Source organism: Sphingobium sp. B7D2B (assembly GCF_025961895.1).
GTDB lineage: Bacteria > Pseudomonadota > Alphaproteobacteria > Sphingomonadales > Sphingomonadaceae > Sphingobium.
This window is the reverse complement of the sequence record NZ_JAOQOM010000001.1, coordinates 1,381,865-1,403,863: the sequence shown is the minus strand read 5'-3', so window position 1 is coordinate 1,403,863 and position 21,999 is coordinate 1,381,865. Positions and strand designations below refer to the sequence as shown.

Here is a 21,999-nt window from a genome sequence, read left to right as displayed (position 1 = left end):
ACTCTCCCATGCGTGAATCGGGCCGAGCGTGTGTGAACATGCCCGGCCCGAAGAAATGTCAGCGGTGTTCCGCAATCCTCAGATCAGGCCAGCAACAACCTTGCTGGTGTCGATCATGCGGTTCGAGAAGCCCCACTCATTGTCGTACCAGCTCAGCACGCGCACGAGCTTGCCGTCGATGACCGCCGTCTCGAGGCTGTCGACGGTGGAGCTGCGCGGATCGCCATTATAGTCGATGGAGACCAGCGGCTCGTCCGAATAACCCAGCACGCCCTTGAGCGGGCCGTTGTCGGCAGCAGCCTTGAGCAGGCTGTTGACCTCTTCCTTCGTCGTGTCGCGCTTGGCGATGAACTTGAGGTCGACAACCGACACGTTCGGCGTCGGCACGCGCACCGAGGAGCCGTCCAGCTTGCCCTTGAGCTCCGGCAGGACCTCGCCCACGGCGCGGGCGGCGCCCGTCGTGGTCGGGATCATGGAGAGCGCAGCGGCACGGGCGCGGCGCATGTCCTTGTGGATCTGATCCAGCGTGTTCTGGTCGTTGGTGTAGCTGTGGATCGTCGTCATGAAGCCGCTCTCGATGCCAACCGCATCGTTGAGCACCTTGGCGAGCGGCGCGAGGCAGTTGGTGGTGCAGCTCGCGTTGGAGATGACGATGTCGTCGGCGGTCAGCGCATCATGGTTCACACCGAACACGATGGTCTTGTCGACGCCCGTGGCCGGCGCGGAAATGACGACGCGCTTGGCGCCCGCGGTCAGGTGCGCGCTGGCCTTGGCCTTGTCTGCGAAGATGCCGGTGCATTCGAGCGCGATCACCACGCCGAGCTCGGCGTGCGGCAGATTGGCGGGGTCACGCTCCGCCGTCACCTTGATGCGCTTGCCGTCCACGACGAGGCTGTCGCCATCGACCGAGACCTCGCCCTTCCAGTTGCCATGCACGCTGTCCCGCTTGAACAGCAGCGCGTTCGACTTGGCATCGCCCAGGTCGTTGATCGCGACCAGCTCGAAATCATGATCAGTGCGCTCCAGCAGCGCGCGCGCGACGAGGCGCCCGATCCGTCCGAACCCGTTGATTGCTACCTTGATCGCCATGTCCTGCACTCCTTAGCTCAAAGTCAAACCAGCGCGGCGGAAACCCTTGCCGCGACACTCTGGGCGTTCAGCCCGAAATGATCGTAAATTTCCTGCGCCGGCGCCGAGAGGCCGAAGCTGTCGATACCGATATTGATGCCATCGGTTCCCGTGATCGTCGCCCAGCCGAAGGTGGTGCCGGCCTCGATCGAGACACGCAGCGCGCCATGCGGCAGCACGGAAGCCCGGTAGGCCTCTTCCTGCGCCAGGAAGCGCGACATGCTGGGCATGGAGACGACGTTGGTGGAGATGCCCTTCTCTTCCAGCAGCTTGGCAGCGTTCACGGCGATCTCCACTTCCGATCCGGTAGCGATCAGCACCACCTTGGGCGCAGTCCCGCTGGCCACGAGGGTATAGGCCCCCTTGGCACAGAGATTTTCAGAAGCGTCGGTGCGCAATTGCGGCAGGTTCTGGCGGCTGAGCGCCAGCAAGGACGGCGTGGATTCCTGCTGCAACGCAAGCGCCCAGCACTCCGCCGTCTCAATGGTGTCGGCGGGACGGAAGACCTCCAGATTGGGGATCATCCGCAGCGACATTACATGCTCGATGGGTTGGTGCGTGGGGCCATCCTCACCAAGGCCAATGCTGTCATGCGTCATCACATAGACGACGCGCAGCTGCTGCAAAGCGGACATGCGGATGGCATTGCGCGCATAATCGGAAAAGACGAGGAAGGTGCCCCCATAGGGGATCATGCCGCCATGCAGCGCGATGCCGTTCATCGCGGCGGACATGCCGAACTCGCGGATGCCATAATAGACATAGCGACCGCTGTAATCGTCGCGGCTGAAAGCGACCTTCTGATCCTTGGACTGGGTCAGGTTGGAGCCGGTCAGGTCCGCCGAGCCGCCGAACATCTCGGGCAGCTGCACGTTGATGGCATCGAGTGCCATCTCGCTGGCCTTGCGCGTCGCGACCTTCTTGGGCTCGGCGATCAGGCCATCGAGATAGGCCTGGATGGAGAAGCCGGCCGGCAGCTTGCCCGCCATGCGCCGCTCGAATTCATCCTTGTCAGAATGGCTTGCAAGGCGTCCCTGCCAATCGGCATGAGCCTTCTTGCCGCGCGTGCCGGTCTCGGCCCATGCGGCTTTCACATCATCGGGCAGCTCGAACGGCGGCAGATCCCAGCCCAGCGCCTCGCGGGTCGCGGTGATTTCGTCCTCGCCCAGCGGCGATCCGTGCACCTTGTGCGAGCCGGCCTTGTTGGGCGCGCCCTGGCCGATGCGGGTGCGGCAGGCGATAAGCGAGGGGCGCGGATCGGCCATGGCCTCATCCATCGCCCGGCGGATATCGCCGAAATCATGGCCGTCGCAGGCCGTCACGTGCCAGCCGGTCGCGGCGTAACGGGCCAGCACATCCTCGCTGGAGGAGAGGCTGACAGCGCCGTCGATGGTGATCTTGTTATCGTCCCACAGCACATTCAGGCGCCCGAGGCCCAGATGACCGGCAAGACCAATTGCTTCGTGGTTGATGCCTTCCATCAGGCAGCCATCGCCCGCGATCACCCAGGTGCGGTGATCGACCAGCGGATCGCCGAAGGTCGCATTGAGATGCCGCTCGGCCATCGCCATGCCGACGGCCATGGCGAGGCCCTGACCCAGCGGACCGGTGGTGGCTTCAACGCCCGCCAGCTCGAAATTCTCGGGGTGGCCGGCGCAAGGGCTGCCCATCTGGCGGAAATTGCGGATGTCCGCCATCGTCGGCCTGGCATAGCCGGACAGGTGCAGCAGCGCATAGATCAGCATGGAGCCATGGCCAGCCGAGAGCACGAAGCGGTCGCGGTCGTGCCAGCCCGGCGCTGCCGGATCGAACTTCAGATAATCCTTGAAGAGCACCGTCGCGACATCGGCCATGCCCATCGGCATGCCTGGGTGGCCGCTATTGGCGGCCTGCACGCCGTCCATGGAAAGGACGCGAATGGCGTCGGCGAGCCGCTTTTCGGTGACTGACATGGGCGAGCGCCCCTTCTTCTTTATCTGGCCCGCAGGCGTGTTGCTCCAGAGCGATCAAGGACCGAAGATGGTCGATGAACGGCCGCGCCGGCGCCGAGAGAACGGGCCATGAGTCGCCGCGCGGTCTCCATGTCGTCTAGCGGCCCGAGCGTCAACCTGCGGGGCGCCCCACAGCCTCAAAGGCACGGTGTTTCTGGCGCCGTCACGCTCAATCCGCAGCTGCGCAACGAGTTTTTGCATTCGCTCGGGAGCGTGATAAGGGTTCGCTCATGGCAAGCAAGGCGATGATGCAGGCGATCGAGCGGCTGGAACGCGCCGTGACGCGCGCCGAGGGACTGGCGCGGGAATTGACCGAGGCGCGTGCGCAGGAAATCGAGGCGCAGCTCGCGGCCGGCAGCATCGAGGACGATGGCCCGCCGGTGGACATCGACCCCTTCTCACGCGACAAGGCAATCGCAGCGCTGAAATCGCTCGATGCGCTCATTGGCGATCTTCAAAAGGCCAGGAGCGAAGCCTGATCTATGGCAGAAGTACGAATCATGGTCGGCGGGCGGCAATATGCGGTGCATTGCCGGGATGGCGAGGAAGCGCGTTTGCACGAGCTGGCTGCATTGATGTCCGAGCGGGTCCAGCAGGTCAGCAGCGGCAGTCCCGGGCTGACCGAGGTGCGGCAACTGCTGTTCGCGGGCCTGCTGCTGGCCGATTCCCTCACCGACAAGGCGCCCGCCCCGGCAGCCGCGCCACCACCGCCCGCCGAGCCGGAGGACGAATCCGCAACGCTGGAGGCGCTCGATGCGCTGGCTCAGCGGATCGAAGCCTTGCGCGACAGCCTTGCAGCCCAGCTGTCCAACGCCTAAGTAAGGCGGGACGGGTACTGCCCGGTGCGCGCATTAGCGAACATCCCTGAGGCGATAATCACATCCAAGGGGGCTGTCCCTGGCCGGACCCAGGTCCGAACTACATGGTCCCCACCTGACGTTGAGGCGTCAGAGGATTTTCCGGCAAACGGCCATGGCGGTCCCGTCACCCCGCCGGCATCTCGGACAGGACCCAAAGAATGACCGATACTGATCGCGCCAAGCTGCGCTCCTCTTTGCTCGCCCGGCGCTCCGCCTTTGTCGCCGGCCTGCCGCCTTCAGTGCGCACGCTGGCCTTCCGGGTTCTCCCTTCCCCCGTGCTTGCCCGCATGCCGCCGGGCTCGCGGGTCGCCATCTACCGGGCAATGGGCTCGGAAGCGCCCACCGAAGCGCTGATAGACTTCCTCCACGAGCGCGGCTTCAAGCTGTGCCTGCCACGGCTCGGCAAGACCACCGCCGAGGACATGGAATTTGCCGACTGGTCGCCGGACGACATATTGGTGCCGGGCCAGCTCCGCATCCCCCAGCCGGCCCCGCAGGCCGCCACGGTCACGCCGGACGTGGTGCTGACGCCGCTCGTCGGGTTCGATCCCGCGCTCAATCGTATCGGCCATGGTGCGGGCTATTATGACCGCGCTTTCGCCAAGCTGCCCAACGCGCTGCGAATCGGCATGGCGTGGAGCTGCCAGATGGTCGATGCGCTGCCCATCCAGCCATGGGACGTACCCCTGCACATGCTATTCACCGAGCAGAGCGTCATCGAGGGAGAGGCCGCGTGAACGACGCGCCGCAACCGAGCTGGCGCAAGCCGGCGGGCATGTTTGCCATCCTCGGCATCATCGCCGTCTGGGCCGCCATCATCGGCTCCTTCTCGGAGCAGATCGCGCGCTGGCCCGGCGCCCTTCAACTCGTCTTCTATGTGATCGTGGGGATCATCTGGATCTTCCCGACCCGGCCCATCCTGGTGTGGATGGAGACAGGCCGCTGGCGCGCCTGAGCGCCAGTTCCAAATCCATTTTCTAGAGGCTTGTCCCGCTCCGTTCAGGAGGGGGAAGCCAGCGCGATGCCATTCTCTTCATTGAAGAAAATGGCGCGAGTGACGGGGCTCGAACCCGCGACCTCCGGCGTGACAGGCCGGCACTCTAACCAACTGAGCTACACCCGCGCTTGGCTGAGGAGGGCGCAGGTATAAGAGGGCGCCGGCCCTGTCAACACGCTTCGCGCGATCAATTGCGATATTCTTCCTGCGGGTCGGATGGCACGCTGGTGAGCGTTCCGGACTCGAACAGGAAACCGGCGATATCCGGCTTGCCAGCTGCCGCCAGCACCGTCTGGATGATGATCAGCAGCGGCACCGCCAGCAGCGCGCCTGCCGTGCCCCACACCCACGTCCAGAAGCTCAGCGAGACGAGAATCATCAGCGGACTGAGCTTCAGGCGCTCGCCGAGCACCAGCGGCGTCACGACATTCGCCTCGATAAGATGCAGCCCGGTCATGATGATCGCTGGCATCAGCGCCCAGCCGACCGTGGAAAAGGTCATCAGCCCGCCCATCGCCAGCAGGATCGCCGCCACGAAGGGGCCGAAATAGGGAATGAAGTTGAGCAGCGCGACGAATCCGCCCCACATGAACGGTGTGGGCATCCCGAACAGGCTGAGCGCGATGGCGACGGTGAAGCCCAGCAGCACATTGATGAGCGCGATGGTGAGCACATAACGCGACGTGGCATCGACAACGTTCTGGATCACCCGCGCGATAGTCAGCGCGCCCGAGAAGCTGCCCCGCCCTTGAATCGTCCGCCGGCGCATGCGCGTCCAGCCGGAGAGGAAGAAGAAGATCACCAGCAGCCCGAACACGACATTGATGACGACGCTCGGCGCGGCAGTGGTCAGCATATCCAACAGCGAGCCGGGGCGCGGCACCTCGCCGGGCACCGTCGGCGCCCTGCGGGTTTCCGTGACGAGCTTGAGCAGGCCGTCGATGAAACCCTGCGCCTCGGTATAGAGGCGGATGACCGGCTCCAGCGTCGTCTTGATCTGGCCGATCCGCTCGGGAAGCTGGGCGATCCAGTCGACCGCCGGCACCACGATGAGCACCAGCGCGGCATTCACAGCGAACAGGAAGGACACTAGCGCGATCAGCGCGGCCAGCGGCGACGGGATGCGCCGCCGCTCGAGCCACTCGAGGAAGGGCACGAGGCAGATCGCGATCACCAGCGCGACCGTGAGGGGAAGAAAGAAAGCACCGCCGGCGCGAAGCACGAACGGCAGGGCCAGCAACACTCCCAGCCCCGCGAACAACGCGATCGAGGCAACCAGCCGGTTGCGCTCCCAGGTGCTGCGGTCAAAGCGCTCCGCGGACGGCTGATCGCCCGCGCCTTGCTCTGTGGCCAGATTTTGCTCGTCCAGCGGCACCGACAAGCCCCTTAAACCGCGACCGGAGCAGCGATGCCGCGTTGCGGCGCATAGTCCTCGACCACGAAGTCCTCGATGCGATGCGCGAAGATGGTGTTCGGTCTGCGCAGGATTTTCAGCTTGGGCGAGCCGGACGGCGTCCGGGAAAGCTGCTCTTCGACCAGATCGGCGTGATTGAGATAGAGATGGACGTCCCCGCCCTGCCAGACGATCTCGCCTGCCTCCAGATCGCACTGCAGCGCCAGCATCCGCGTCAACAGCGCCAGACCGAAGATGTTGAAGGAAAAGCCGAGCCCCAGGTCGCAGCTGCGCTGGAACAGAAGCCCGTTGAGGCGCCCGTTCGCGACATGGAACTGATAGGTCATATGGCAAGGCGGCAGGGCCATGCCCTCCAGTTCATCGACATTCCAGCCGGTGAACAGCAGCCTGCGCGAGCCGGGATTGGTGCGGATGGCATCGACCAGCGTCGCGATCTGGTTGTGCCCGGTCGCCGCGCGGCGATAGAGCCCCTCCCCAGCCTCCGGCGCCGGCTCGAAATGCGGCCAGTTGACCCACTGCCGGCCATAGACGGGTCCCAGATCGCCCCACGCCTGCGCGAAGGCATCATCAGCCAGAATGCGCGCCTCGAAATCCTCCATGGAGATCATGTCGCCGGTTTCGCGCCGGTAGCGATCCAGCGGCCAATCGGTCCAGATGTGGACGTCCTGCGCCACCAGAGGGCGGATGCTGGTGCCCCCGGAGAGGAACCACAGCATCTCCCGCGCGGCGACCTTCCAGTAGACGCGCTTGGTCGTCAGCAGAGGCACCGCGTCATCGCCGAGCGAGAATCGCATGGTCGCCCCGAAAATCGAGCGCGTGCCGACGCCGGTGCGGTCCACCCGTTCATCGCCCGCGGTCCAGATATGCCGCATCAGATCGAGATATTGCTGCTCATAATGCGGCGAAGCGGTCGTTGGCGGCGCAGACTCGGCGAGGGAGGCAGATGAAAGCATGGATCGAGCTTAACCGCGCCGCCGCGCAAGCGCCAGCACATGCCATCTGCCGCCCTGATAAGCGCGACCAAACGATCCCGCAGCCAAGGGTTACCGCGCTGTTTGACGATTTCTCGATGCAGCGCTTGCCAGCACGCAAACCCCTGACTATAGGGCAGCGCCTGTCTTGCCGGCGCTTCAAGCGTCGGCCCGGTCGGGGAGTAGCTCAGCCTGGTAGAGCACTGTCTTCGGGAGGCAGGGGCCGGAGGTTCGAATCCTCTCTCCCCGACCATTTAATTTCGCCGTCGGCCTGAGATTAATCGGGCGAGGGACACAATCACATCGCGAAAATCAGCACGAAAAACGGCGTGACCCGAAAGCCACGCCGTTCTGATAGAGAAGTCCGATCCGCTTAAGCGGCGGCCTGACGCTTCTTGCGTTCGATCTCGATAAGTCGGTCCGCCATCTGCTGCCAGGCGGCTTCTGCGCGCAGGCAGCGCTCGCGGACATTGGCCAGGTCGGCCTTGCTGGCAGCATCGGCACTTTCCGCCGCGCGGGCGAGATAGAAATCACTGGTCGCTGACATTGCACGCTCCTTGCCGACTGTGCACCGGGGCCGCGGCGGCCCCAGCGTGAACTCTGATGGGAAGACTGGCGCTTTACCGTCTCCCCTGCCCCGCCCAGAAATCCTTGCGAGAAATCCTTGCGAGGCAAACCCCCGACCGGACGAGCCAGCCAGGGAGAGCGTGCTGCTCAGGCCTCTTCGAGCTGCGTTGCCGAGGCCCGACCGCGCTGGTCGGTCGTGATCTCGAACTTCACGCGCTGATTCTTGTCGAGCGTGTGCATACCGGCTTGCTCGACCGCGCTGATATGGACGAAGCTGTCTTCACCGCCATCGTCGGGTGCGATAAAGCCATAGCCTTTGTCGGCGTTGAAGAATTTGACTGTGCCAATGGGCATGAGATCATTCCTTTTACATAAGAAACCCACCGAAACGCGTGCTCCGGTGGCGCTGGCCGAAGTATCAAAGGAAGAATCCGCTGCAATGGCATCAAAATCCGTCGAGGTGCGACGTTAGCGGATATTAGATGGTGCCGATTGCCCGAAAAGTCAATATTTTGGCATTTTTGCTTGGTAACTTTGGCTATTTTATCGTCATATTTCCGCTCAAACCGCGCGGAGCGTCAACTCGACTTGGCCAATCGAGCGCGGCCACCTCATGCCAGCCATGTTCACGCCAGCGAAGCGATGATAGGTCGGGCGACCACTCATCATCGCGAGCGAACGGCACCAGCGCATGACGGATCTTTCCCGCACCGACCTGAAGCTTCTCCACGAACTGCAGCAGGACGGCCGCATCACCAATCTGGCCCTCGCGGAGCGCGTCGGCATGTCGCCCAGCCCGTGCCTGCGCCATGTCCGGCGGTTGGAGGAAGAGGGCGTCATCACCGGCTATACAGCGATCGTCGATCGCAAGCGGGTGGGCCTTGGCATCCTTGCCTACGTAGAGGTGAAGGTGCCCCAGACGCCCAGCGGCGCTGCCAAGGGCTCCTCTGGCTCCTCCATCATCGAACAGTTCAAGGAGGCCGTGCTGAACGAGCCGGCGATCGTGAGTTGCGTCATTACGGCCGGGCAGTTCGATTTCCTGTTGAAAGTGCTGGCGCCGGATATGGATGCCTATGCCGAACTGGCCCAGCGCGTGCTCCTCAAACTGCCGGGCGTGCGCGACATGCGCACCACCTTTGCGCTGGACGTCGTCAAGGACAGTCCGGGGCTGCCGCTCAATGTGGCGTAATCGACCGCGTCCAGTGCTCCGTTTGCCCATATTCACCCTATAATCTGAAAATTTCGGTGCATTTAGATCATTCAGGCCCGCATAAAGGTGATAATCGTTCCTTATGAGCGCTACCGCGATTGAATATGGAGAGACCTGATGTGCGATGACCATCCCTGGCCCCAGGAAGGCCGCACCCGCATGATCGTGCCTGCCCCGGTGGGCAGGATCGGCACCGGCATGCCTGACCCGGAGCCGGACCTCATCCGGCAGATGGACGAGAATCACGTCTTCATGATGGGCGACAACCCCGCGCTGCCGCGCATGCCGAAACAGCCCAAGCTGATGGATTTCTTCAAATATCGCTTCAACGATATTGCCATCCGCCATCTGCTGACCAGCGCCAAGCGCGCGCTGGATGATGGGCAGGAAGAGAAGATCGTCCTTGCCTGCTTGCTGCACGACATCTCCAATGGCTGCTTCGTGCGCGCCGACCACGGCTATTGGGGCGCGCAGATGATTGCGCCTTATGTCTCCGAGGAGATCGCCTGGGCCGTGCAATATCACCAGCCGCTCCGCTATTTCGCGGATGAGTCGGTGGGATATGAATATCCGGAGAGCTATGATCGCTTCTTCGGGCCGGACTATGTTCCGCCCGAATATATCCAGCGCGATGCCGAATATGCCCGCAACCACAAATGGTACATGAGCTCGCGGCTAGTCACGATCTACGATTATTACTTCTTCGACCAGTCTCCGCCGATCGATCCCGAAGAGTTTACCGACATCATCGGGCGGCACTTCCGGGAGCCAGAAGAAGGCCTGGGCTTCGATCGCTCACCCACCGCGCACATGTGGCGCACGATGATCTGGCCGAACAACTTCCTATGATCGGTGCGCAGAGCGGCTAGGTGGCATGGGAGGGGAAAGCCGACATTGTTAAACCCTCTCCCCTTGAGGGAGAGGGATGCGCAGACTTGGCAGCGTGCTGCCTTAGTCGAAGCTGGGAGAGGGGTCAGCGATCCGCTGGATCGCGCGGATCAACGATCCGCCACCCCTCATCCAACTGCGCCTAGCCGCCTATCGGCGGCAAGGCTCCGTATCCTTCTCCCTCAAGGGGAGAAAGTGAAGGTCCGGAATGACGCCCGCCTAATCCCACCTAGCCACAGCGCACACCGCCAAACAGGAGCGGCGCCCTTCCCCGAGAAGAAGAGCGCCGCTGTGTCAGCCTGCCCTTATAAGGCAGTGCCAGTGGTGATCAGAAGTTGAAGCCGACCGAGAAGATCGCCTGCCGGGGCGCGATGTACGTCTCGAATCCTTGCGAGCTGCCGTAAGGGTCGGAGAAGCGCGAGTTCACGCCGGTCGTATCGAACACATTGGTAACCGAAGCGCTGAAGTACACCGGCGCATCGTCCAGCGCATATTTCACGAACAGGTTGACGGTGTCGTAGGACGGCGTCTTGTCGTAGAAATCGTCGTTGAACACACGATAGAAGAACTGGCCGCGATAGAGATATTGCGCCCGCGCCGTAAGTTCGCCGGCCCCGAGCTGATCGGTGTAGGTGACCGCAATCGAGCCCTGGAACTTGGGCAGCTTGGGCACCCGGTTGCCGTTGATATTCTCGCGAGCCGCTTCACGCGCCAGCACGGCGGGGTAGAAGTTGCTCCAGAACAGCCAGTCGGGATAGCCCGCCGCCGTCTGCGCTTCGTCGGCCTTCACCGGATCGAGGGCGAGATAATCCTCGTCGAACTTGCCGCGCAGGAAGGAGGCGGATCCGTCGATCTTCAGCTTGCTGGTGACCGCCCATGCCCCTTCCAGCTCCAGTCCGTAGATATGCGCGCCGGGGGCGTTGGCCGTACCTTCGCCATACAGGATCGCATCCTCGTCGAGGAACTGCATGTTGCTGTAGTCATAATAGAAAGCGGAGGCGTTGAAGGTCAGAGCATTGTTGAAGAAGCGGTTCTTGGAACCGATCTCGAACGAATTCACCGTCTCGGGCTTGTAGGTCGGTTGAATGCCGGTCGCAAAGCCCAGCGACGAGGAGCTGTTGCCTCCTGCAGCCGAACTGTTGATGCCGCCCGGTTTGAAGCCACGGGTGAAGCTGGCGTAGAGCAGATTTTCCGGCGTGATCTTGAAGTCCAGCGCCACCTTGCCTGTCCATTCCGTCGTGCTCAGGCCGTCCGTGGGGGTCGGCTGGAGAAAGGCGCCGGACGTGTAGCTTGCGGTGTCGCTGTTGCTGGCTCCCTGACCGCTATATTTGTCGCTGTTGTAACGGATGCCTGCCGTGAGGCTGAACTGCGATGAGAAGTCGTATGTGCCCTGCACATAGGCCGCCCAAGCTTCACGCTTGATCGACGAGAGCTCCGCATAAGTGAGATTGCCGACCAGCGGGTCGTTATAGGGTGTGGTAACCGGCAGGACGGGCGGAACGAGATTGTCGTCACTGCCGCGATATTCGAGAATATACTGGTCGTTGGTCGACTGCAGATACACCGCACCAGCGATCCACTGGAACGGCCCCTCGTGCGTGGAGGAGATGTTGAACTCCTGCGTCCAGCTCTTGGTGTTGCTCTCCCACATGGCCACGTGGTCGTAGCGGGTGCCGCCGAAGGTAAGCGGGCTGTAGGTCAGTGCCTCGAAGAGGTCGGCCGTCAGGCCGTCCGCATCCCAGCTCTGCTCGCTGTGGACCTTCTGGTAGCTGGTGATCGACTTCACCGTCGCGAAGCCGGCATCGAAAGCAACCACACCGTAGTAAAGCTCTGTGTTCACCACCGACCGACCGGGATAATCCTGCGTGAGGCGCCGTGGATCGGGCTCAGGATCGAACACGTTCTTCTGCGCCGTGCCATGGGTATTGCTGCGGTACTGAATGGTGTTCAGGCTGACGGAGATGCTGTCAGTCGGCTCCCAGAGCAGGGCCGCCTTCCAGCCGGTCTCATTGGCGTCATCCAGTTCATATTGGCCGAAGCCCACGACATCGGTCGCCACGGCATAACCGTCATGCTTCTGGTGCTGCCCGGCGACGCGCAGGGCGAGCGTATCGCCCAGCGGCACGTTCACGCCGGCGTTCATCTTCAGCATATTGTAGTTGCCGATACCGATCTCGCCGTTCGCGCTGGATTCGCCCAGCACAGGCTGGCGGGACACGACGTTGATCGTGCCGCCCGTCGAGCCCTGACCGAAGGTCGTGCCCTGCGGGCCGCGCAGCACCTCGACCTGGGCCACGTCGATAAACGCCGCATTGGCAGCGATGGAGTTGAAGATGTAGACGCCATCGACATGGTAAGAGACGCCCGGCTGAGTGTTCGTGTTCTCCGGCGTTTCCGAGCCGATGCCGCGGATGGTGATGATGCGCTCGGCGCCGCCGCTCTTGGCGACCACAAGCCCGGGTACCGAGCCGTTCAGGCCGGTCACGTCCGTGACGTTGGCCATGCTCAGCGTCTCTGCCGTCACGGCGGACACCGAGAGGTTGGCGCGCTGCAGGCTTACATCCACCTTGGAGGCGGTGATGACGATCTCGTCACCATCATGTGCGCTCGCGCTGTCCGCAGGCGCTTCCTGCGCGAAACCCGCGCTGGTCATCAACGCGGCCATCGCCGCACCCGCCATGAAATATCCGTATGTCTTTCCCAGTCTGTCGCTCATTGTCGCGGTCCCCTTCTCGGCCTGACCTCGCGGCTCCTCTCCGACGATTGTTCCGGCCCCGGTTTTCCCTGAGTGCCGCTGAGCCTGCATTGAGCCAGTTTTGGGGAACTTAATCTTGAGGCGGGGCGCAGAACTTGTTGATGCAAATGCGCCATGCTGCATTGCAACACAGCCCGGGCGGGCGCTCGACCTGCGCGCCCTATATAAGAAGCATCACCACCGGCTGGTCGGCGCGAATGCCCGCGATGCGCCCAGGCACGCGTTTGATTCGCGCACCGGACACTAATTTTGCATGTGCTGCCAAGACGGGAAGAAAGGGACGCTTTAGTCAGGCAGGATCAGACCCAGACGACGATAATGGCCTTGCAAGAGGAGCCGCGCTGACCATGTCCACAACGACGACCATAGCCCTGGAACCGGTACGGACCGACGCCGCCTGGCGCGGCGATACGCTGTCCCAGTCTCAGGATTGGATCTACCGGCTCTCGGAGGATCAGGTTGCGGAACTGGAAACGCTGGGCACGCGGTTCGTAGAAGCCAATCCTGACCTGCGTTTCGTCTCCAAGCAGGATTATCCGCTGGTTGCCTGCGCCGACGCTGCCGCCGAATGGGGTCGCGATGTCGATTACGGCCGGGGCTTCGTGCTGGTGCGCGGCCTGCGCACCCATCTCTACTCGGACGCGCTCTCGGCGGCGATCTACTATATTCTGGGCCTGCACATGGGCGACCCCATCCGCCAGAACGAAATGGGCGACCTGATCGACCATGTCTATGCGACCTCCGACAAGACGATGGACGATCCCACCGCCCTCTCCTCCAAGGTGCGGGACAAGCTCGTCTACCACTCGGACAGCTCGGATATCGTGGCGCTGATGTGCCTGCGTCCGGCCAAGGAAGGCGGCGCATCCTGCCTCGTCTCGGGTGCGCAGATCTACAATGAGATCCTCACCCGCCGGCCCGACCTGGCGCCCCTGCTGCTCGAGCCGTTCCATTGGGACTGGCGGCGGCAGGACCATAATGCGCCCGCCAACACCTACACCTCGCCCATCATCAGCATGGAAGAGGGCGTGTTCAGCATGTACGCCGGGTCGCTCTATATCCTCACCGCGCAGGACTATCCCGAAGCGCCGCGCCTGACGCCCGAGCAGATCGAAGTGCTCAAGCTGTTCGACGACATCACCTATGAGCCGGGCATGGCCATCGAGATGGATTTCCGCCCCGGCGACATCCAGTGGCTCTCCAACTATGCCGCGCTGCACGCGCGCACATCGTTCAACGATTTCCCTGAACCGCAGCGCCGCCGCCACCTGCTTCGCCTGTGGCTGCACCGGGATTCCGGACGGCCCGTGGTCGAGAATTTCGGCAAGAACGGCGTCGTGCAGCACCGCGAGAAGCCGCGCGATGGCGGTGAGGAGCATCCGGACGCACGATTCACCGTCGGCGCGATTTCCGTCCCCAGGCTGCTGTCCTGACCTGCCTGCTTCTCCCGCAAACATGAAAAAACCCCGGAAGGCAGTGCTTTCCGGGGTCTTTTATTGCCGAGAGACGGGACGATCAGGCCGCGGGAAAGCCCCCTGCAAAGGCGAAATCGGCCACGGGCTTGCGGTCAGAGGGCTGCTCGCGCTCGCGCAGGCCTTCGGGCAAAGTCGACGCATCGCCAATGCGCCCCACCGCAATGGCCGCCTCGATGCGGAAGTCTTCCGGCACGCTCAATTCGGTGCGAACCTTGTCGAAATCGACCCCGGTCATGCCATGCGTGTAAAGTCCGCTGAGGGTGGCCTGCATAGCGAGCATACCCCATGCCGCGCCGGCATCGAAGGAATGGCTGTGCGAGGTGGATTTCGGCGTGCCGTCCGGGTTGCGCATCTGCGTGTCGGAGAGGATGATGATCAGCGCGCCGGCGCTTTCCGCCCAGCTCCGGTTGAACGGAATCAGCAGATCGAGGAACCGCGTCCAGTCCGCCCCGTCGCGCACGGCGTACAGGAACCGCCAGGGCTGCGCGTTGAACGCCGACGGCGCCCAGCGCGCGGCTTCGAACAACCGCAGCAACTCGCTTTCCGCCACCGCGCTGCCATCAAAGGCGCGCGGAGACCAGCGGCGGGTAAAGATGTCATCGATCTCGTGGTGGGTCGTCCTCGAGCCAGCGTCAGTCATATGTCAGCGTCTTCCTTGCTTTACAGCATGTTGATGATGGACGTGCTCTCACGCACGTCCGCGAAATTGAGGCGCAGGTTAAGCAGCGCCGCCTCATGCTCCTCATCCGTCACGGCGGCCATCGCGTCCAGCGCCGCAATGACCTTGTAGCCGCGCATATAGGCATCGCGCGCGGTACTTTCACAGCAGACATTGGTCAGCGTTCCGGCGATGACCAGCATCTCGATCCCCCGCTCGCGCAGCTGCGCCTTAAGCTGGCCAGCAGGACAGGCGAAAGCGCTATAGCGATATTTATCGAGCACTACATCGCCCGTCTCCACCGCCATGTCCGGATGCAAGCCATGCGCCGAATGCCCAGGCGTCAAGGCCTCCATGGCGGCCTGCACATGGGGATCGGCCCGATCATATTGCCAGGGCGCCATGGCGAGTGGCGGCTCGTCCGAGACGCTCTGCCGGGTCCAGAGGATCGGGCAGCCGGCGGCCCGCATCGCTATGGCGAGCTGGTTGACCGCCGGGATGATGTCCATCCCGTACGGATTGCCGAACACCGCGCCTGGCGCCAGGAACGCCGTCTGCATGTCGATCACGACCAGCGCAGTCCGCTTCGGCACGATCGCTGAAAAGCTGTTCAGATAGCGTCCGCGCTCGATTGCCCAGGCCGGCAGGCGGCTGTCATGCATCGGCGCTTGCCATCTCCTCGGCCGGGTAGGCGATGGAGAGGGAATAGTCCTTCCAACGCTCCATCTCTGCGCGCAGCAGATCGGTCTGCCCTTCGGCATAATGCAGCGCATCCGCGCCCAGCAACAGGTGCATGGGCGGCTGCGGTGCGTCTAGCGCGGCGAGGATTGCGGCAGCGGCGCGGACCGGATCGCCCTTCTCCTTGCCGACGCCCTCCTTGAGCGACTGGCGGGCGAAATGGGCCGAGCCCTCATAATCGGCGATCATCCGGTCAGCGAGACGCAGCGATCCGCCCGCGAAATTGGTGCGCAGGCCGCCCGGCGCGACATTGGTCACCTTGATGCCGAGCGGCGCGACCTCCTGCGCCAGCGTCTGCCCGATGCACTCCAGCGCATATTTGCTCGCCCCGTAGATGGACGTACCCGCCCAGGGCGCCAGGCCACTGACGGAGGTGATGTTGACGATATGCCCCGCCTTCCGTGCGCGCATCGCCGGCAGCACCGACTGGATCATCGCGATCGCACCGAAGAGGTTGATGTCGAACAGCGCGCGCGCGTCATCCAGCGTGATTTCCTCGACGGCACCGATCAGCCCGTATCCGGCATTATTCACCAGCCGGTCGACACTGCCCATGGTCTCCTCTGCGAGCGCCACGAGCGCGGCCGGCGCGGCCGGATCGCCGAAATCGAGGCCGTGCGCAAAGGAGCGCCCCGGCGCCAGCGCGGCGAAACGGGCGCACGCCTCGACACTGCGCGACGTGCCGAAAACCTGGTCGCCCCTGTCGAGCGCGGCCTGGGCCAGCGCTTCGCCGAGGCCGCCGCCAATTCCTGTGATCAGCCAGTTCACCATGCGTCATCTACCTTGTTGAGAGTTGCTGCGCCCTGTGTACGCCCGTGGCGGCGCAGCGCTTTGCAAGGCAGACCGCAATTGTTGTCAGGGAGCGCACGCCGGCGCGCGGCGCATTGTGACGGGGCGCCGATCATGGTTGGGAGCGAGGCAGTATAGAAGGAGGCCGGCATGGCGTTGGTGGTAGCAGGATCGATCAATGTGGACCTGATCCAGTCGGTGGATGCCCTCCCCCGGCCCGGCGAAACGGTGCTTGCCTTGCAGTCCGAGCGTCTGCCCGGCGGCAAGGGCGCGAATCAGGCCGTCGCCGCAGCGCGCGCAGGGGCGCAGACGCGCATGATCGGTGCGGTCGGCGAAGACGATTCCGGCGTCTGGATGACAGAGCAGCTCGCCGCCGCCGGGGTCGACACGCGCGCAGTGATCGCTGTCGAAGGAGCGGCGACCGGCACAGCCTACATCACCGTCGACAGTTCCGGCGAGAACCAGATCATCGTGGCGTCCGGCGCCAACGCCGCCTTGGCGCCCGCCATGGTCGATACCGTGGCAGACGCCGATATCCGCGTGGCTCAGCTGGAAGTACCAGTCGAAACCGTCGCGGCATTCTTCGCCGCATCACCGGGAAAACAGGCGGTACGAGTCCTCAATGCGGCCCCTGCAGTTCTGGAAGCCAAACGCCTGTTCGCCTCGACGGATGTGCTGATCGTCAACCAGCATGAACTGGCCGTCTATCTCGGGCAGCATGAAGAGCGCGCGACGCCGCAAGCCGCGCTGGCCGCGCGAACGTTGATCAGCCGGGACGATCAGCTCGTCATCGTCACGCTCGGCGCATCCGGCGCGGTGGCGGTGCGGGCAGGCAACGCGGTGCATGTGCCGGCCTTTCCGGTCGTGCCGCGCGACGCCGTGGGCGCTGGCGACTGCTTTGTCGGCGCGCTGTGCGCCATGCTCGATCGCGCCGGAGACACTCGGCCAACGGACGAGGCGCTGCTGATCTTCGCCAATGCCGCGGCCGCCCTGTGCACGCAAAAGCCCGGCGCCGTGCCCGCCATGCCACTGCGGAGCGACGTGGAAGCCTTCATCGCCGCCCATCCGAACGAGGGCCGACCAATATAATATGCGCGAATGATCAAGAACGGATCGGTCGGCGCGATAAGGTGGGCGTGCCAATAAGGTCACGGGATTGAGATTATGAGCGAGATTACGCCGACGCCCTTCGGGTTACCCTCCGACACAGGAGGAAAGGATTTGGGCGTGTTCCTTCCCATCGCCAACGGCGGATGGATCCTGTCGAAAAACAAGCCGCACATCGATGCGTCCTACAGCTACTGCCGCGATGCGGCGGTGCTGACGGAAAAGCACGGGCTGGATTTTGCGATGGCGATGGCCAAGTATCGGGGCTTCGGCGGCGAGACCGAGCATTGGGACTATCAGCTCGATTCCTACCTCACCATTGCCGGCGTGGCGGAAGCGACCAGCCGGGTGAAGGTGTGGGGCACGGTTCACACGCTCCTGCAGAATCCAGGCGTTGTCGCCAAGATGGTCGCCACGCTGGACCAGATCAGCGGGGGCCGCGCCGGCCTCAACATCGTCACCGGCTCCTATAAGGATGAATTCGCGCAGATGGGCGCGTGGCGTGACGATGTGAACCATGATGAGCGCTATGACCTCGCTTATGAATGGATCCAGGCGATCAAGGCGCTGTGGACCGGCGAAACCGTCACGAAGGAAGGCAAATATTTCTCGCTGGAGGATTGTCGCTCGCTGCCGACACCCTCCACCCGCCCCTTCCTCGTCTGCGCCGGCACCTCCGGTAAGGGCATGCGCTTTTCGGCTGACGAGGTGGATGCGATCTTCCTCTCCGGCGGGACGCCGGAAGAACTCAAGACCGCCAGCGAGAAGGCCAAGGCCGTCGCTGCCGACATCGGCAAGCCGATCCGCACCTATTCGATGATGACGCCCGTGTTTGGCGAAACCGATGCGGAAGCGGAAGCCTTTGCGCAATCCATCCGCGACGGCTTCGACGAAGGCGCGCTGCACGGCATGATGCGCGCCTACGGCTTCCTCGACAGCGAGATCGGCAAGGAAAACGACTTCACTCGCAAGAGCCGGGCCGGCTTCATGACCCCCCATGTCATCGGCACGCCCGAGACGGTGGTCGAGAAGCTCACCGAACTCTTCGAGGTTTCCGGCACGGACGGGCTGATGCTGATCTTCCCGGATTACATGAAGGACATCCCGATCTTCGGCGAGCGTGTCCTCCCGGTGCTGCGCGAGCGCTTCCCCGGCAAGGTTCCGGTCCATGCCTGACGCGGCGCTCGTGGACATTCCCCACGTCGCCGCCAGCGATCTGGCGGGGATGATCGCGCCCGAGCGCACCGCGCTCGTGCTGGTGGATATCCAGAACGACTGGGCCGCCCCCGAGGGCCTGCTCGGGCAGCATGGGGTGGATCTCTCCGCACCCCATGCTGCCATCGACAAGGCCGAGGAGCTGGTCGCCGCGGCGCGTGCCGCTGGCGTCACGCTCGCCTTCGTGCGGGTGGTGACGACGCCCGAAACCGATTCCGAGGCGCTCAAGACCTTCTACACGCGTCGCGGCGAACCCGGCGGACAGGTCATCTGTCGCAAGGGCTATGGTGCTGACTATTATCGGCTCTTGCCCGAGCCGGGCGATATCGAGGTCGAGAAGGTTCTCTACGATTGCTTCCACGGCACCGACTTTGAGGCCCAGCTCACCGAGCGCGGTATCGACACGTTGCTGATTACGGGCCTGAGCACTGACTGCTGCGTTGACGCCGCAGCCCGCTCGGCCTTCCACCGCAATTTCAATGTGTTCGTCGTTTCGGACGCCACTGCCGCCTATGAGCCTGGCCTGCATGAAGCGACGCTCAAGGTGCTCAGCAAGAACTGCGCCCTTATGGTCACCACGCAAGCCGCCAAAACGGCCTGGGCGCAATGACCGCGCAGCCGGCGATCGCCCTCGACGCCGCGAACGGCCCTCTCAGCGAAGCGCCCGCACTGAACAAAAGCAGGACCGGCGTTCTGATCGCTGCCACGGCAGGCAATGCGCTCGGCAAGACCGCCACGGTTCATGCAGTTTTCGGCACCTTCCTCGTGCCCCTCTCTCAGGAATTCGGCTGGGCGCGGTCCAGCATTTCGATGGTGCTGGCGATCCTCGCCGTCGTGAGCGCCTGCATCTATCCGCTCGCCGGTCGCTATGCCGATCGGCATGGCACCCGCAACATGGTGCTGTTGGGCAATGTGCTGTTCGCCGCTTCGGTCGCCTGCCTTGCGCTCACGAACGGCAACCTCATGCTGTTCTACCTCAACTTTCTGGCGATCAGCCTGTTCGGCTCGCTGCCCGCTACCTCGGTCTTCTCGCGCCTGGTGGCGGAATGGTTCGACACCAATCGGGGCACCGCGCTTGGCGTGAGCGCAGGGCTCGGCAACGGCATTGGTTCGGTCTGCGTGCCGATCATGACCGCGCTGATCGTCTCCACAGCCGGCTGGCGCGCGGGCTATCTGGGTATTGGCGCATTGATCCTTTGCGTCGGCTTTCCGATCTTTTTCTTCCTGCTGCGCGATGCACCGCGCCCGGCAGCGCCGAGCAACCCATCGGAGACAGCCTCCCCCATCGTGGACGGCATGACCTTGCGTGAGGCCATCGGCACCGCGCCCTTCTGGCTGATGCTGGTCGCCATCGCAGCCGGTGGCGGCACCATGATCGCCGTGCTCAGCCATGTCGTGCCCATTCTGGCGGATCGCGGCTATGGCCTAGGCACCGGCACCGCCATCGTCAGCATCTTCGCGCTCACTGGCTCGCTCTGGCAGATTTTCACCGGACGCGTGCTCGACAAGAGCCGCGGCCCGCGCGTGGTCGTGCCGATGTATGCGCTGGCCATCCTCGGCCTGCTGCTGCTCGAATTCTCACCCTTCGGCGCCCTGCTGCCGGTTGCCGGCCTGTGCCTTGGCATTGCGCTCGGCGCCCAGTTCGGCGCGCTGCCTTACTTCATCGCCCAATATTTCGGGCTGCGCAGCTTTGGCGTCATCATTGGCGTCATGTATTCGGCCGTCATCGGCGCGCAGGGCATCACGCCGGTGCTGATGGACCTGAGCTACGACATGATCGGCCATTACCGCGCTGCGGTGGTCGTCGCCGTCGGCGTGATGGCCATTGGCAGCCTGCTGCTTTTTCTGCTTCCGCCCTACGCCGCCAGCACCGGATCGTCTGCTCCCGCCGAATGAGACGGGACGGCGGCTCGCCAAGCGAGAGGACGCCCCACGTCAAGACACCGGCACACCCAAACCGGCATCTTCCAGGCACTTACTCCAGATAGGCGAGTCGCTGCATGACCTATGAAGGACGGAAAAAATACCTGGCGCTGACGGCGTTCTGCCTGCTGTTTTTCATGCTCAACGCCTTCACCTTCAACGGGCTTGGCGTCGTGCTTCCCTATATGGTGGAGGAGATGGGCTGGCCCTGGGCCGTCGCCGGCCTTGGCTTCACCTTCCTGGGCGTGGCCTGCGGCTTGTCCAGTCTTGCACCCGCTATCTCGATCCGGCGCCTCGGCGTTTCCCGCACGATGATGATCGGCGGCGCGCTTCTCCTCATCGGCTTCACCTGCCTGGCCGTCACCAGAACGGCGATGGTCTACTTCATCGGCACGGCGTTTGCCGGCGTCGGCTTCTCGATGTGCGGGACCACGGGCGGCGTGAACGTCATTTCCCACTCCTTCGAGAAGCGCTCGACCGCCATGGGCGTGTACTTCACCGCGGGCGGCATGGGCGCGGTTGTCGGGCCGCTGATCGCGTTTTCCACGCAGGCGATCACCGGCGAGTGGCGCCATTACTGGTGGACGGCCGCCATTGCCGCCGTGCTGCTCTCGATGTTCGCCGCCCTCGTCACCAGCGACCGGCCCGGTGATGCCGAGGTTGCGCCCAAGCCCCGGAAAGCCATGGCCACGGACGGCTGGACGGCACGGGCCGCGATGCGCACCGCGCAATATTACATCGTGGTCGGCGTCTACACCTCATTCCTGCTGATCAACACCACCGTCCACGGCTTTGCGGTGAAGCATCTGACCGAGACCGGCCTGACCATGGGTGCGGCCGCCACCGTGATGAGCGGCATTGCCCTCGTCAGCGCCGCCGGATCGATGATCGCCGGCATGGCGGGCGAGAAAATCGGCGCGCGCGAGCTCACCTTGCTCTCCATCACCTCCACCTCGCTCGGCGTGCTGGCGCTGATGATCGGCGGCAATCTGTTCGTCGTCTCGCTGGCCGTGATCGGTCTGGGTGTCGGCTTCGGCTTCAGCTATGTCAGCACGGCGATGTTGATGCTCAACCTGTTCGGCAAGCGCGCCAATCTGGAGCTCTATTCCACGATGAGCCTGATCTCGACTGCAGCCGCCATCGGCCCGGCGCTGGGCGGCGTCATTCGTGACGAAACGGGCGGGTTCTCGCTTGTATTCCTCGGCTGCGCCCTGCTCGGCTTCATCTTCGTCGGAGCCTTGCTCTTGCTCCGCACGCCGGAGCTTCCCCAACAAGACACAGCGGAGGATGCCGAGCCCGCCTTGGCAGCATGA

At 63.7% G+C, this 21,999-nt stretch carries 22 protein-coding genes and 2 tRNA genes; 13 read left to right on the top strand and 11 right to left on the bottom strand.

Annotated elements, in window-relative coordinates:
• Positions 1 to 78: 78 nt before the first annotated feature.
• Together gap and tkt are read right to left on the bottom strand one after the other, a co-directional pair.
• On the bottom strand, positions 79 to 1,089 hold the full coding sequence (gap, locus tag M2341_RS06370; protein ID WP_181559169.1) for a type I glyceraldehyde-3-phosphate dehydrogenase: 1,011 nt from the start codon (positions 1,087 to 1,089) through the stop codon (positions 79 to 81).
• Positions 1,090 to 1,112: 23 nt separating this feature from the next.
• Positions 1,113 to 3,080, bottom strand: a complete 1,968-nt coding sequence (tkt, locus tag M2341_RS06365) for a transketolase (protein WP_264584638.1) — start codon at positions 3,078 to 3,080, stop codon at positions 1,113 to 1,115.
• 269 nt (positions 3,081 to 3,349) lie between these two features.
• Between tkt and M2341_RS06360 the strand changes: the two genes are divergently transcribed.
• The 4 genes from M2341_RS06360 to M2341_RS06345 all read left to right on the top strand — a co-directional run bounded on the left by M2341_RS06360 (position 3,350) and on the right by M2341_RS06345 (position 4,934).
• The gene (locus M2341_RS06360; RefSeq protein WP_181559167.1) at positions 3,350 to 3,598 is read left to right on the top strand and encodes a hypothetical protein; all 249 of its coding nucleotides are present in this window, start codon (positions 3,350 to 3,352) and stop codon (positions 3,596 to 3,598) included.
• A gap of 3 nt (positions 3,599 to 3,601) precedes the next feature.
• Complete coding sequence (locus tag M2341_RS06355) at positions 3,602 to 3,937, top strand: cell division protein ZapA (protein ID WP_264584637.1); 336 nt, start codon at positions 3,602 to 3,604, stop codon at positions 3,935 to 3,937.
• A gap of 200 nt (positions 3,938 to 4,137) precedes the next feature.
• Positions 4,138 to 4,716 (top strand): 5-formyltetrahydrofolate cyclo-ligase, encoded by a 579-nt coding sequence (locus tag M2341_RS06350; protein WP_264584636.1) that lies wholly within the window; start codon positions 4,138 to 4,140, stop codon positions 4,714 to 4,716.
• Positions 4,713 to 4,934: a DUF2842 domain-containing protein gene (locus tag M2341_RS06345; protein WP_264569843.1), complete on the top strand. Its 222-nt coding sequence runs from the start codon at positions 4,713 to 4,715 to the stop codon at positions 4,932 to 4,934. The genes M2341_RS06350 and M2341_RS06345 overlap by 4 nt, the downstream gene beginning before the upstream one ends.
• Before the next feature lie 91 nt (positions 4,935 to 5,025).
• Here the strand turns inward: M2341_RS06345 and M2341_RS06340 are convergent.
• The 3 genes from M2341_RS06340 to thyA all read right to left on the bottom strand — a co-directional run bounded on the left by M2341_RS06340 (position 5,026) and on the right by thyA (position 7,343).
• A tRNA-Asp gene (locus tag M2341_RS06340) sits at positions 5,026 to 5,102 on the bottom strand.
• 61 nt (positions 5,103 to 5,163) lie between these two features.
• Positions 5,164 to 6,255, bottom strand: coding sequence for an AI-2E family transporter (locus tag M2341_RS06335; RefSeq protein ID WP_181561361.1), 1,092 nt, complete (start codon positions 6,253 to 6,255; stop codon positions 5,164 to 5,166).
• A gap of 107 nt (positions 6,256 to 6,362) precedes the next feature.
• Entirely contained in the window at positions 6,363 to 7,343 is a 981-nt protein-coding gene (gene thyA, locus M2341_RS06330; protein ID WP_264584635.1) for a thymidylate synthase, read from the bottom strand.
• A 194-nt stretch (positions 7,344 to 7,537) separates the two neighbouring features.
• Between thyA and M2341_RS06325 the strand changes: the two genes are divergently transcribed.
• A tRNA-Pro gene (locus M2341_RS06325) sits at positions 7,538 to 7,614 on the top strand.
• 120 nt (positions 7,615 to 7,734) lie between these two features.
• On the opposite strand, the gene M2341_RS06320 is transcribed toward M2341_RS06325, so the two are convergent.
• Complete coding sequence (locus tag M2341_RS06320) at positions 7,735 to 7,908, bottom strand: hypothetical protein (protein WP_181559163.1); 174 nt, start codon at positions 7,906 to 7,908, stop codon at positions 7,735 to 7,737.
• A gap of 167 nt (positions 7,909 to 8,075) precedes the next feature.
• Positions 8,076 to 8,282: a cold-shock protein gene (locus M2341_RS06315; protein ID WP_181559162.1), complete on the bottom strand. Its 207-nt coding sequence runs from the start codon at positions 8,280 to 8,282 to the stop codon at positions 8,076 to 8,078.
• Positions 8,283 to 8,619: 337 nt separating this feature from the next.
• On the opposite strand from M2341_RS06315, the gene M2341_RS06310 reads away from it, so the two are divergent.
• Positions 8,620 to 9,117, top strand: a complete 498-nt coding sequence (locus tag M2341_RS06310; protein WP_264584634.1) for an Lrp/AsnC family transcriptional regulator — start codon at positions 8,620 to 8,622, stop codon at positions 9,115 to 9,117.
• 138 nt (positions 9,118 to 9,255) lie between these two features.
• Positions 9,256 to 9,987 carry an HD domain-containing protein gene (locus M2341_RS06305; protein WP_264569840.1) on the top strand — a complete coding sequence of 244 codons (732 nt, stop codon included), beginning with the start codon at positions 9,256 to 9,258 and terminating at the stop codon, positions 9,985 to 9,987.
• A gap of 367 nt (positions 9,988 to 10,354) precedes the next feature.
• Here the strand turns inward: M2341_RS06305 and M2341_RS06300 are convergent, their stop codons facing one another.
• Positions 10,355 to 12,742, bottom strand: a complete 2,388-nt coding sequence (locus M2341_RS06300) for a TonB-dependent receptor (RefSeq protein WP_264584633.1) — start codon at positions 12,740 to 12,742, stop codon at positions 10,355 to 10,357.
• Positions 12,743 to 13,128: 386 nt separating this feature from the next.
• On the opposite strand from M2341_RS06300, the gene M2341_RS06295 reads away from it, so the two are divergent.
• Complete coding sequence (locus M2341_RS06295; protein WP_264584632.1) at positions 13,129 to 14,214, top strand: TauD/TfdA family dioxygenase; 1,086 nt, start codon at positions 13,129 to 13,131, stop codon at positions 14,212 to 14,214.
• 82 nt (positions 14,215 to 14,296) lie between these two features.
• On the opposite strand, the gene M2341_RS06290 is transcribed toward M2341_RS06295, so the two are convergent.
• The 3 genes from M2341_RS06290 to M2341_RS06280 are packed head-to-tail and all read right to left on the bottom strand — an operon-like array spanning position 14,297 to position 16,423.
• Positions 14,297 to 14,896, bottom strand: a complete 600-nt coding sequence (locus tag M2341_RS06290; protein WP_264584631.1) for a nitroreductase family protein — start codon at positions 14,894 to 14,896, stop codon at positions 14,297 to 14,299.
• A 20-nt stretch (positions 14,897 to 14,916) separates the two neighbouring features.
• Entirely contained in the window at positions 14,917 to 15,576 is a 660-nt protein-coding gene (locus M2341_RS06285) for a cysteine hydrolase family protein (protein WP_264584630.1), read from the bottom strand.
• Positions 15,569 to 16,423 carry an oxidoreductase gene (locus tag M2341_RS06280; RefSeq protein WP_264584629.1) on the bottom strand — a complete coding sequence of 285 codons (855 nt, stop codon included), beginning with the start codon at positions 16,421 to 16,423 and terminating at the stop codon, positions 15,569 to 15,571. The genes M2341_RS06285 and M2341_RS06280 overlap by 8 nt, the downstream gene beginning before the upstream one ends.
• A 168-nt stretch (positions 16,424 to 16,591) precedes the next feature.
• Here M2341_RS06280 and M2341_RS06275 point away from each other — a divergent pair, with 168 nt between their 5' ends.
• The 5 genes from M2341_RS06275 to M2341_RS06255 all read left to right on the top strand — a co-directional run bounded on the left by M2341_RS06275 (position 16,592) and on the right by M2341_RS06255 (position 21,999).
• The gene (locus tag M2341_RS06275; RefSeq protein ID WP_264584628.1) at positions 16,592 to 17,530 is read left to right on the top strand and encodes a ribokinase; all 939 of its coding nucleotides are present in this window, start codon (positions 16,592 to 16,594) and stop codon (positions 17,528 to 17,530) included.
• Positions 17,531 to 17,668: 138 nt separating this feature from the next.
• The gene (locus M2341_RS06270) at positions 17,669 to 18,724 is read left to right on the top strand and encodes an LLM class flavin-dependent oxidoreductase (RefSeq protein ID WP_264569833.1); all 1,056 of its coding nucleotides are present in this window, start codon (positions 17,669 to 17,671) and stop codon (positions 18,722 to 18,724) included.
• Positions 18,717 to 19,373, top strand: coding sequence for a cysteine hydrolase family protein (locus tag M2341_RS06265; RefSeq protein ID WP_264584627.1), 657 nt, complete (start codon positions 18,717 to 18,719; stop codon positions 19,371 to 19,373). The genes M2341_RS06270 and M2341_RS06265 overlap by 8 nt, the downstream gene beginning before the upstream one ends.
• A complete protein-coding gene (locus tag M2341_RS06260; RefSeq protein WP_264584626.1) occupies positions 19,370 to 20,659 on the top strand; it encodes an MFS transporter in 1,290 nt (429 codons plus the stop codon). The genes M2341_RS06265 and M2341_RS06260 overlap by 4 nt, the downstream gene beginning before the upstream one ends.
• A gap of 104 nt (positions 20,660 to 20,763) precedes the next feature.
• Positions 20,764 to 21,999, top strand: coding sequence for a CynX/NimT family MFS transporter (locus M2341_RS06255; RefSeq protein ID WP_181559151.1), 1,236 nt, complete (start codon positions 20,764 to 20,766; stop codon positions 21,997 to 21,999).